The following is a 10,575-nucleotide window of genomic DNA, read 5'->3' as shown; positions in this document are numbered from 1 at the left end:
GAGTTGGCAACGGCGGCGCAGTGTGGCTAAAAAGCGAAAAACGCCGGAAAAACAAGCCCTGATCGTAACAAAATGGGCTAACCCGCGCCTCCCGGTGATACAGTTTCGGCCCCGAACCGGTGCTTTCGGCGCAATGCGCTTGCAAGAACGCAACACTTGCAGGCGGCGCGCGAAAGGTAAACGGGAAACAGGAAGATGTCCGCAGGACGGCTGGCCCCCACAAGGCGGCCCGCCCATCCAGGCTCCAGCCTGTGCTGCCCCCGCAACGGTCCCCATGCGCGCGACGCGCCCATGGCAGCCCGATACCGGCCAGTTCGCCAGCAAGCACGCGCCCGGCGCCTCGCGCCGCGCGTGCCCGTTTTCGTGAACGACGTGCGGGGTCGCGCGTCACACCGAGGTCATCCTGATGAATACCCGCTCCATCCGCCGCAGCGCCGGCGTCCTGGCGTGCGCCGCCCCCCTCCTGGCCAGCGCCCAGCAAGCCGCCCCTTCCGCATCCGTCGCCCAACTGGACACCATCGTCGTGACGGCCAGCCGCACGCCCCAGGAACTGAAGAACGTCCTGAGCGACACGTCGGTCATCGACCGCGAAACGCTGTCGCGCGCCGGGCAGAGCAGCCTTGCCGAAGTGCTGTCGCGCAGCCATGGCATCGAATACGTGAACAACGGCGGCCCGCAGACCGCGACCAGCCTGTTCATGCGCGGGGCCAACAGCAACCAGACGCTGGTGCTGATCGACGGCCAGCGCATCAACAACGCGTCCAGCGGCATTCCCGCGCTGAACGCCATCCCCGCGGACAGCATCGAGCGCATCGAAATCGTGCGCGGCGCCGCCAGCAGCCTGTACGGCGCGGACGCCATCGGCGGCGTGATCAACGTCATCACCCGGCAGGCCAGCGACAAGCCGTTGTCGGCCTACTCCAACATCGGCTTCGGCACCTACGGCACCAGCAGCTACAACGCGGGCATTTCGGGCGCGTCCAACGGCTGGACCTACAGCCTGTCGGGCGGCTACCAGCAAAGCCACGGCTTCGACGCGACCACCACGCGCAATCCGTTTTCGCACAACCCCGACAAGGACAGCTACTACCAGAACAACGTGGCCGGCTCGCTGGGCTACGAATGGAAGCCCGAGCAGAAGCTGTCGGTGCAGGTCTACCAGACGCGCGTCAACGGGGGCTATGACAACGGCGAGCCCTATTTCAACGACCGCAGCGTGCAAAAGCTGGAGAACTACTCGATCACCAGCGAAAACCGCCTGGCCGACTTCTGGAAGAGCACGCTGCGCGTGGGCTACATGGTCGACGACAACGAATCGCGCAACGCGCCGGCCGACCTGAGCCCCGGCAACTCGCCCGACGGCCGCACCACCTTCCGCACCCGCCAGAACCAGTATTCCTGGCAGAACGATTTCCGCCTGGCCGAGAACCAGAAGTTCACGCTCGCCTACGAACACCTGGACCAGCGCGTGAAGGGCGACATCGCCGATTTCACCGACTTCATGAACGTGACCTATGGCGACTACTCGCAGACCCGCCGCCACGTGAATTCGTTCACCGGCGTGTACCTGGGCGACTTCGGCCGCCATCACGTGCAGGCCAGCCTGCGCAACGACAACGTGTCCGAAGTCGGCCATCGCACCACCGGCGGCCTGGCCTACGGTTTCGACCTGACCGGCAATCTGCGCGCGACCGTGGCGGCCAATACCGGCTTCCGCGCCCCCAGCTTCAATGACCTCTACTACCCGGACATCGGCGGCTATGTCGGCAACCCGCGGCTCAAGCCCGAAGAATCGCGCAACGGCGAAATCGGCCTGAAGTACCAGGACGACACCAGCGAACTGGGCGTCGTGTACTACCACACGCGCGTCAAGAACCTGATTCAGACCCAGGCCCTGGACCCCAGCAATCCGTTCGCCGGATCGACGCTGGGCAACGTCGGCCGGGCCACGCTGCAGGGCTTCACCGTTTCGGGCGCGCACAGCTTCGGCAACACCCGCATCCGGGCCAGCCTGGACCTGAGCAATCCGAAGAACGACGACACCAACGAGCAGTTGCTGCGCCGCGCGCGCACCGTCCTGCGCACCTCGATCGACCATCGTTTCGACCAGTTGCTGGTGGGCGCGGAGTGGTACGTGTCGGACGAGCGCTACGACGTGGGCCAGACGTACATGGCCGGCTACGGGCTCTTCAACCTGACCGCCTCGTACGACATCACGCGCAACTTCCAGGTGCAGGTCCGCTGGAACAACGTGTTCGACAAGCACTACACCCTGGCCGAAGGCTACGCCACGCCGGGTTCGAACGCGTTCGTGAACCTGTCCTGGCGCATGTAGGCTAGGATGTGCGGGCGGCGGCCTGCGCCGCCCGCCCCCCCCTCTTCCATGACGCCGCCGATTCACCGGATCGCTCGTACAAGCTGGCTCTGGCTTGCCTGCCTGGCAGTCCAGGGCGCCAGCGCGGCCACGATCCCGGTCCGCGACGACCGCAACCGGGACGTCGTGCTGCCGGCGCCCGCCCGGCGCGCGGTCACCCTGGCTCCGCACGCCACCGAACTCGTCTACGCCGCGGGCGCGGGCGACTACCTCGTCGGCACCGTCCGCGGCAGCGACTATCCGCCCGCCGCCCGCCGCCTGCCGGTCATCGGCGACGGCACCCAGCCCGACCCCGAACGGGTGGCCGCCGCCCGCCCCGACCTGCTGATCGCCTGGCAGGCGGCCGCCGCCGAGCCGCTGGTCCGCGTCATGGGCAAGCTGGACGTTCCGGTCTTCTACAGCGATCCGCCGACCCTGGCGGCCATCCCCGACGCCGTGGAGCGCATGGGCGTCCTGTTCGGCACCGAACCCCAGGCGCGGGCCGCCGCCCGGGACCTGCGCGCCCGGCTGGACGCCCTGACGGCGCGCTACGCCGGCCGCCGGCCGGTGCGCGTGTTCGTCCAGGCGGGCCTGGACCCCATCTTCACCCTGAACGATTCCAGCATCGTCAGCGACGCCCTGCGCGCCTGCGGCGGCGTCAACGTCTTCGGCCAGGCCCCCGTCGTGGCTCCGCAGGTCACGCTGGAAAGCGTGCTGGCCGCCCGGCCCGAAGCCGTGCTGGCGGGCGTGAGCCAGCCGGAGGACACGCCGCGGAACCTCGCCGCCTGGCAGGCGCTGGGCCTGCCCGCCGCCCGCCAGGGCCACGTGTACGGGATCGACGCGGACGCGCTGTACCGCCCCGGGCCGCGGCTGCTGGACGCGGCCGAAAGCCTCTGCGCCGACCTGGACCGCCTGCGCCGCTGATCCGCCGCCATGCCGCCATCTTCAAATAGTGGAACGCGGCATTCCGCCGGACTCGTCTGCCGATCGGCGTCGTGCTTTATCATTCGTGCAAGATACGCCAGTCCCCGCGGGCCCCGCATCGTGCGCACCCGCCCTTTGAAACACCGCCATGACCACTCAAGACACTCTCACCATCGCCGGCCGCGCCTACTCGTCGCGCCTGCTCGTCGGCACCGGCAAGTACAAGGACTTCGAACAGACCCGCGCGGCGCTGGACGCCAGCGGCACCGAGATCGTCACCGTCGCGATCCGCCGCACCAATATCGGCCAGAACGCCGGCGAACCGAACCTGCTGGACTACGTCCCGCCCTCGAAATTCACGCTGCTGCCCAACACCGCCGGCTGCTACAGCGCCGACGACGCCGTGCGCACGCTGCGCCTGGCGCGCGAGCTGCTGGACGGCCACGACCTGGTGAAACTGGAAGTGCTGGGCGACCCGCAGACCCTGTTCCCCAACATGCCCGAAACGCTCAAGGCCACCAAGACCCTGGTGGACGACGGCTTCAAGGTCATGGTGTATTGCACCGACGATCCCATCCAGTGCCGCATGCTGGAAGACCTGGGCGCCGTGGCCGTGATGCCGCTGGCCTCGCTGATCGGCTCGGGCATGGGCATCCTGAACCCCTGGAACCTGCGCCTCATCATCGACCAGGCCCGCGTGCCGATCGTGGTGGACGCCGGCGTGGGCACCGCGTCCGATGCCGCCATCGCCATGGAGCTGGGCTGCGACGCCGTCCTGATGAACACCGCCATCGCCGGCGCGCGCGACCCCATCCTGATGGCCAGCGCCATGAAAAAGGGCGTGGAAGCCGGCCGCGAGGCCTTCCTGGCCGGCCGCATGCCCAAGAAGCTGTACAGCGGCGCCCCCAGCTCGCCCACCGAAGGCCTGATCACGGCCGGCGCCCCCAAATGAGCACCGGCCAGCAGGCCGCAGGCGGCCGCCCCATCCCCAACGCGCTGACCATCGCCGGCGTCGACCCGTCCGGCGGCGCCGGCATCCTGGCCGACGTGAAGGCCATGAGCGCGCTGGGCGCCTACGGCTGCGCCGTGATCGCCGCGCTGACCGCGCAGAACACGCGCGGCGTCACCGGCATCTCGGCGGTGCCGCCCGCCTTCGTGGGCCAGCAGATCGACACGCTGTTCGAGGACGTGCGCATCGACGCCGTCAAGATCGGCATGCTGGGCCAGCGGCCGGTAATCGAAATCGTGGCCGAAAAGCTCGCCAAATGGGCCCCGGCCCACGTGGTGCTGGACCCGGTCATGGTGGCCAAGAGCGGCGACCTGCTGCTGGAGAACGAGGCCGTGGGCGCCATGCGCGAGGCCCTGCTGCCCCAGGCCACCCTGCTGACGCCCAACCTGCCCGAGGCCGGCGTGCTGCTGGAAGAGCGCCCGGTCGAGACCGTCAAGGAAATGCGCCGCGTGGCCGAACGGCTGCGCAACAAACTGGCCCATTCCGGCGAACGCTGGGTCCTCGTCAAGGGCGGCCACCTGCCCGGCAACGACACCATCGACCTGCTGCACGACGGCGACCGGATGATCGAACTGCCCGGCCACCGCATCCCCACGGCCAACACCCATGGCACCGGCTGCACGCTGTCGGCGGCGCTGGCGGCCCTGCTGCCGCAAACCGGGGACGTACCAGAGGCCGCGCGTCGCGCCAAGGCCTACCTGACCGAGGCCATCCGCCACGCGGAACGCCTGTCGGTGGGTTCCGGCCACGGGCCCGTGCATCACTTCCACGCCTGGTGGTAGGCCCGGGCGCCGGCTGAAACACTTGTCGGCGGGCCGAAGCGTCACAGTACGCTACGAATCGGTACAATGGTCAGTTGATTCCTCTGTTTTTTCTGACCGTCATGAACGCTTCGACCCTGCCCGACGTAGAACAAGCCCGCTTCAATATGGTGGAACAGCAGATCCGCCCGTGGGACGTTCTGGACGCCAACGTGCTGCAAGCGCTGTTCGACGTGCGCCGCGAACAATTCGTTCCGCCGGCCCTGCGCGCGATGGCGTTTTCCGACCTGGAACTGCCGCTGGAAATCAACGCGGTCAACACGCGCCAGACCATGCTCGCGCCCAAGGTGGAAGCCCGCCTGGCGCAGGAACTGCTGCTGACCAAGTCCGACTGCGTGCTGGAAATCGGCACCGGTTCCGGCTACCAGGCCGCGCTGCTGGGCTACCTGGCGCAACAGGTCACGTCGGTCGAGATCGACAGCCGCCTGGTGACGTTCGCCCAGCAGAATCTGCAAATGAACAACGTCACCAACGTCAAGGTCGAAACGGGCGACGCCCGCAACGGCTGGGGCTCCACCGAATACGACGCCATCCTCGTCACGGGTTCCGTGCCGACCGTGCCGGACGCGCTGAAGTACCAGTTGCGCGTGGGCGGCCGCCTGGTCGTCGTCGTCGGCCAGGCCCCCGTCATGACGGCCTGTCGCATCACCCGCACCACCGCGGCCAGCTTCGAAACGGTGAACCTGTTCGAAACGGTCATCAAGCCGCTGCGCGGCGTGACGGTGTCCCAGTTCAAGTTCTGAGTCCCAACCCTGCCGCCCAGCGTCCACGCCCCGGCCAGGCCGGCGGCGTTCCGGGCGGCCCGGCGTATCGTTGAAAATCATGCGCGTCCGATTGCTTACGGCTTTATTGGTATTCACCTGCGCCGCAAGCGCCGGCCCGTCCCTTGCCCGCGCGCAGAACCTGATCCAGGTCTGGCAGGCGGCGCTGGGCAATGACCCGATCTACGCCGCCGCGCGGGCCAACTACCGCGCCGGCCTGGAAAAAGAACCCCAGGCCCGCTCCCTGCTCCTGCCCCTGATTTCCGCCGAAGCCGGCGGGGCCTACCAGGAAACCCGCAGCACCCGCGGCCTGGGCGTCGCCTACAGCGGCGGACGCGGCGTCTGGGACCTGGCGCTGACCCAGCCCCTGTTCGACTGGGGCCGCTGGCAGAACTACGAACAGTCCAAGCTGGTCGTGGCCGACGTCGAAGTGCAATTGCAGCAGGCCTACCAGGATCTGCTGCTGCGCGTGGCCGACGCCTATTTCAACGTGCTCTACGCCCAGGACACGCTGACCGCCACCGAGGCCGAGAAGGCCGCCGTGGCCGGGCAGTTGGAGTCCGCCAAGCGCAATTTCGAGCTGGGCAACGCCACCATCACCGACACCTACGAAGCGCAGGCGCGCTACGACCTGGTGGTGGCCCAGGAACTGCGCCTGCAGAACGATCTGGAAGTGCGCCGCGACGAGCTGGCCAAGATCGTCGGCACGGCCCCCGGCGCGCTGGCCGAACTGCCCTACGGCGTGCAACTGCCTGCCCCGCAGCCCGCCCGCGTCGCCGACTGGAGCAACCAGGCCGAGGCCTCCAGCCTGGACGTGCTGCGCGCCCAACTGCTGACCCGCATCGCCGGACGCGAGATCCAGATCGCCAAGAGCGGCCACTACCCCACGCTGAACCTGCGCGCCACCAGCGGCAGCGCGAGCGACGCGGTCATGGGCAATGCCGCGCCGGGCAAGCCGATCGACAACACCATCGGCGTCGTGCTGTCGATTCCGCTGTACGCGGGCGGCGGCGTGTCGTCGCAGGTGACCGAAAAGGTGCAGTTGGAGCAGAAGGCGCGCCACGACTACGAAACGGCGCGCCGCCAGGCCATCCAGGCCGCGCGCCAGTACTACACCGGCGTCACCAGCGGCCTGGCCCGCATCCAGGCCCTGGAAGCCGGCGAGAAATCCAGCCGCGCGGCGGTCGAGGCCAACCGCACCGGCTACGAGGTCGGCGTGCGCATCAACCTGGACGTGCTCAATGCCCAGCAGCAGCTCTACGCCACCCAGCGCGACCTGGCGCTGGCGCGCTACAGCACCGTGCTGGCGAGCCTGCGCCTGAAGGCCACCAGCGGCATCCTGGCGGAAACGGACCTGGAAGCGATCAACCGCCTGCTGCGGGAACCGCGCTAGGCGCCCTGGATCTTCTTCACCAGGGCGGTGGTGGAACGCTCGAATTCGAACGGAATGGCCACCGCGCGGCCGCCCCAGGTCTTGACCAGGGCGGTCTCGGGCAGCTTTTCCATGTCGTAGTCGCCGCCCTTGACGATCAGGTCGGGCTTGAGCTGCGCGATCAGCGCCTCGGGCGTGTCTTCATGGAAGGACGTGACGGCCGCCACGCAGCCCAGCGAGGCCAGCAAGGCGGCGCGGTCTTCCATGCGGTTCAGCGGGCGCTCAGCGCCCTTGCCCAGCCGGCGCACCGATTCGTCGGTGTTCACCGCCACCACGAGCGTCGCGCCCAATTGCGCCGCCTGGTCCAGGTAGGTCGCGTGCCCCCGGTGCAGGATGTCGAAGACGCCGTTGGTGAACACCAGCGGCCGCGGGTAGCGGCCGGCGGCGACGGCGGCGACGCATTCGTCGCGGGACAGGACCTTGGATTCGAAACGGGCGGCAGGCATGGCGGGATTGTACTGCCCTTACCCAACATTCCGCGTGTCTGACCCCCGTACGAGACAGTGCAACGAACCCAACACTACCGTCCCGGGTGTCTGACACCGGCTGAATCTGATAGGCCGTCAAGATACGACCGGTGTCAGACACCCGGGAAGACCGGTTTCAGTACGGCGGACCTCCCATACGGGTGTCAGACACCTCGAAACGGGTGCCCTTACACCGCCGAAGGAACGACGATTTCCTTTTCCTTCGGCACGATCAGCGCCGACATTTCCTTGCGGTAGCGGTTCAGGTCCTTCACCGTTTCGAAGCTGCGGTCCATCAGCTTGGACAGGATGTGCAGGATGCGGGTGACGACCTTCTGTTCCCAGACGCCGTCGAAGCGGATCTGCGTGTCCAGCCAATGTTCGAGCCAGCCCGGCTCGGGCAGGCGCGACTGCACCGTGTCGTTGGGGAACAGGTCCTTGTTCACGTGCAGGTTGGTGGGATGCAGGGCCTGCTGCGTGCGGGCTGCCGACGCCATCAGCACGCCGATCTTCGAGAATGCCAGGCGCGCCTGCTCGCTGGTGTTCTGGCCGCGGTCGTGCAGGGCGCGGCGCATGTATTGCAGGTAGGCGCCGGCGTGGCGGGCCTCGTCCTGGGCCACGGTCTTGTAGATGGCCTTGATGACCGGCTCGGTGTGCCATTCGGCGGCGCGGCGGTACCAGTGGTTCAGGCGGATTTCGCCGCAGAAGTGCAGCATCAGCGTTTCCAGCTCGGGCGCCGTATCGAACTCGAAGCGCACGTTGTGCAGTTCTTCTTCGGTGGGCACGAGGTCCGGGCGGAAGCGGCGCAGGTACTCGATCAGCACCAGCGAATGCTTCTGCTCTTCAAAGAACCATACCGACATGAACGCGCAGAAATCGCTGTCGCCGCGATTGTCGCGCAGGAACATTTCGGTGGCCGGCAAGGCGGCCCATTCGGTGATGGCGTTCATCTTGATCGTGTGCGCCTGCTCGTCGGAGAGCTTGCTGCGATCGAAGTCGCCCCAGGGAATGTCATGCGCCATGTTCCAGCGCACGGCTTCCATGGTCTTGAAGAGTTCAGGATAAAGCATGGTCTGCCCTTGTATTCGTCCCGCTGATGGGGCTATAGAAATTGATGAATGGCGCGCGCGGCTTGTCGGCGCGAGCGCTGCAACCATCCGCCGCAGCGCTATTTTTCGCCGTCTCCCGCGAAGCTATGATGACCGTTTCATGAATGAAACATGACAAAAGGCGTCTAGATCATTGCGCCGCCTACCGGGTCAACGCCCATATCGCGACCCCGACCGCGAGCGCCACGACCCCAACCAGCGCTGCAACCAGCCGGTTGTTCTGCTCCTGCGCCCGCCGCAACTGAGCCATCTCTGCCAGCAGGGCCGGCGAGACATTGGGGCGGCTCAGGTGGTCATGGACCAGCCTGGGCAAGGCAGGCAGCATCTGCGACCACTGCGCGGCCTCCTTTTCCAGGCTTTGCCGCAGCCCCTTGATCCCGACGCGCTGGCGCATCCAGCGTTCCAGGTAGGGCTTGGCGGTCTTCCAGAGATCCAGGTTGGGGTCGAGCTGCCGGCCCAGGCCCTCGACGTTCAGCAGGGTCTTCTGCAACAGGACCAACTGCGGCTGGATCTCCACATTGAACCGGCGCGAGGTCTGGAACAGCCGGAGCAGCACCTGCCCCAGCGAAATCTCCGACAGCGGCCGGTCAAAGTACGGTTCGCAGACGGCGCGCACGGCGCCCTCCAGTTCTTCTTCGCGCGTATCGGGGGGCACCCAGCCCGACTCGATGTGCAACTGGGCCACCCGGCGGTAGTCGCGGTGGAAGAAGGCCAGGAAATTCTGCGCCAGGTAATTCTTGTCGAACTCCGACAGCGACCCCACGATGCCGAAATCCAGGGCGATGTAGCTGCCCAGCGTCTCGGGGCGGTCCGACACGTAGATGTTGCCCGGGTGCATGTCGGCGTGGAAGAAGCCGTCGGTGAAGACCTGCGTGAAGAAGATCTCGACGCCGGTGCGCGCCAGGGTCGGGATGTCGATGCCCGCCTCGCGCATGCGGTCCACCCGGCCCACCGGCACGCCATACATGCGCTGCATGGTGAATACGGTGGAGGCCGTGTATTCCCAGATCACCTCGGGCACGATCAGCATGTCGCCGCGGCCGGACTCGGGGCCGAAATTGCGGCGCAACTGGCTGCAATTGGAGGCTTCGCGCACCAGGTCCAGTTCGTCGTGCAGGTACTTGTCGAACTCGGCCACGACTTCGCGCGGCTTCAGGCGGCGGCCGTCGGCGCCCAGGCGTTCGATGATGCGCGCCACCACCTTCAAGAGCGACAGGTCTTTCTCGATGATGCTCAGCATGCCCGGGCGCAGCACCTTCACGGCGACCTCGCGGCCGTCATGCAGCACCGCGAAGTGCACCTGGGCGATCGAGGCCGAGGCCACCGGGTCCACCTCGAACTGCGCGAACAGCTTCTCGGGCGGCGCGCCCAGCGCCGCTTCGATGCAGGCGGCCGCCTGCGCCGAGGGGAACGGCGGCACGCGGTCCTGCAGGAGGGCCAGTTCGTCGGCGATGTCGGCGGGGATCAGGTCGCGGCGGGTGGACAGCACCTGCCCGAACTTCACGAAAATGGGGCCCAGCGATTCCAGGGCCAGCCGCAGTCGCAGCCCGCGCGGCTTGCGCGGACGCGTGCCCAGGCGGATGACGCGCAGCAGGCAGGTGGCCAGCGGATGGTTCAGGCTGGAGAGCACCAGTTCGTCCAGGCCGTAGCGCAGCGAAACCAGGACGATGCGGGCAAGGCGCAGCAGAGGGAACATGGA

Annotated in this window: 9 protein-coding genes; 6 read left to right on the top strand and 3 right to left on the bottom strand. The window is 67.4% G+C overall.

Features of this window, described 5'->3' with window-relative positions; all coding sequences use genetic code 11:
• The first annotated feature begins 406 nt into the window (after positions 1-406).
• From WHX56_RS07405 to WHX56_RS07380, 6 genes are all read left to right on the top strand, one after another.
• Positions 407-2,335, top strand: coding sequence for a TonB-dependent receptor domain-containing protein (locus WHX56_RS07405; protein WP_338880880.1), 1,929 nt, complete (start codon positions 407-409; stop codon positions 2,333-2,335).
• Positions 2,336-2,383: 48 nt separating this feature from the next.
• Positions 2,384-3,277: a cobalamin-binding protein gene (locus WHX56_RS07400; RefSeq protein ID WP_338880879.1), complete on the top strand. Its 894-nt coding sequence runs from the start codon at positions 2,384-2,386 to the stop codon at positions 3,275-3,277.
• 148 nt (positions 3,278-3,425) lie between these two features.
• Positions 3,426-4,229 (top strand): thiazole synthase, encoded by an 804-nt coding sequence (locus tag WHX56_RS07395; RefSeq protein WP_129241523.1) that lies wholly within the window; start codon positions 3,426-3,428, stop codon positions 4,227-4,229.
• The gene (gene thiD / locus WHX56_RS07390) at positions 4,226-5,068 is read left to right on the top strand and encodes a bifunctional hydroxymethylpyrimidine kinase/phosphomethylpyrimidine kinase (RefSeq protein WP_129241522.1); all 843 of its coding nucleotides are present in this window, start codon (positions 4,226-4,228) and stop codon (positions 5,066-5,068) included. Before WHX56_RS07395 ends, thiD begins: the two co-directional genes overlap by 4 nt.
• 101 nt (positions 5,069-5,169) lie before the next feature.
• Positions 5,170-5,850 (top strand): protein-L-isoaspartate O-methyltransferase family protein, encoded by a 681-nt coding sequence (locus WHX56_RS07385; RefSeq protein ID WP_043544965.1) that lies wholly within the window; start codon positions 5,170-5,172, stop codon positions 5,848-5,850.
• A 79-nt stretch (positions 5,851-5,929) separates the two neighbouring features.
• A complete protein-coding gene (locus tag WHX56_RS07380; protein ID WP_129241521.1) occupies positions 5,930-7,261 on the top strand; it encodes a TolC family outer membrane protein in 1,332 nt (443 codons plus the stop codon).
• Here WHX56_RS07380 and rfaE2 read toward each other — a convergent pair.
• From rfaE2 to ubiB, 3 genes are all read right to left on the bottom strand, one after another.
• Positions 7,258-7,746 (bottom strand): D-glycero-beta-D-manno-heptose 1-phosphate adenylyltransferase, encoded by a 489-nt coding sequence (rfaE2, locus tag WHX56_RS07375; protein ID WP_338880878.1) that lies wholly within the window; start codon positions 7,744-7,746, stop codon positions 7,258-7,260. The two genes, WHX56_RS07380 and rfaE2, sit on opposite strands and share 4 nt — an antisense overlap.
• Positions 7,747-7,955: 209 nt before the next feature.
• Positions 7,956-8,837 (bottom strand): ferritin-like domain-containing protein, encoded by an 882-nt coding sequence (locus WHX56_RS07370; protein ID WP_129241519.1) that lies wholly within the window; start codon positions 8,835-8,837, stop codon positions 7,956-7,958.
• A 181-nt stretch (positions 8,838-9,018) separates the two neighbouring features.
• On the bottom strand, positions 9,019-10,572 hold the full coding sequence (gene ubiB, locus WHX56_RS07365; RefSeq protein WP_129241518.1) for a ubiquinone biosynthesis regulatory protein kinase UbiB: 1,554 nt from the start codon (positions 10,570-10,572) through the stop codon (positions 9,019-9,021).
• Between the last annotated feature and the right edge of the window lie 3 nt (positions 10,573-10,575).

The organism is Achromobacter veterisilvae, from assembly GCF_037619525.1.
Taxonomy (GTDB): Bacteria; Pseudomonadota; Gammaproteobacteria; order Burkholderiales; family Burkholderiaceae_B; genus Achromobacter; species Achromobacter veterisilvae.
The sequence above is the reverse complement of the archived record's forward strand: the minus strand, read 5'-3'. Positions and strand labels throughout refer to the sequence as shown.

What these genes read in the sequence shown, in the direction of transcription:
- WHX56_RS07385 (WP_043544965.1), top strand. Translation starts at nt 5,170, where the DNA reads ATGAACGCTTCGACCCTGCCCGACGTAGAACAAGCCCGCTTCAATATG.
- WHX56_RS07395 (WP_129241523.1), top strand. Translation starts at nt 3,426, where the DNA reads ATGACCACTCAAGACACTCTCACCATCGCCGGCCGCGCCTACTCGTCG.
- WHX56_RS07400 (WP_338880879.1), top strand. Translation starts at nt 2,384, where the DNA reads ATGACGCCGCCGATTCACCGGATCGCTCGTACAAGCTGGCTCTGGCTT.
- rfaE2 (WP_338880878.1), bottom strand. Translation starts at nt 7,746, where the DNA reads ATGCCTGCCGCCCGTTTCGAATCCAAGGTCCTGTCCCGCGACGAATGC.
- WHX56_RS07370 (WP_129241519.1), bottom strand. Translation starts at nt 8,837, where the DNA reads ATGCTTTATCCTGAACTCTTCAAGACCATGGAAGCCGTGCGCTGGAAC.
- WHX56_RS07380 (WP_129241521.1), top strand. Translation starts at nt 5,930, where the DNA reads ATGCGCGTCCGATTGCTTACGGCTTTATTGGTATTCACCTGCGCCGCA.
- ubiB (WP_129241518.1), bottom strand. Translation starts at nt 10,572, where the DNA reads ATGTTCCCTCTGCTGCGCCTTGCCCGCATCGTCCTGGTTTCGCTGCGC.
- thiD (WP_129241522.1), top strand. Translation starts at nt 4,226, where the DNA reads ATGAGCACCGGCCAGCAGGCCGCAGGCGGCCGCCCCATCCCCAACGCG.
- WHX56_RS07405 (WP_338880880.1), top strand. Translation starts at nt 407, where the DNA reads ATGAATACCCGCTCCATCCGCCGCAGCGCCGGCGTCCTGGCGTGCGCC.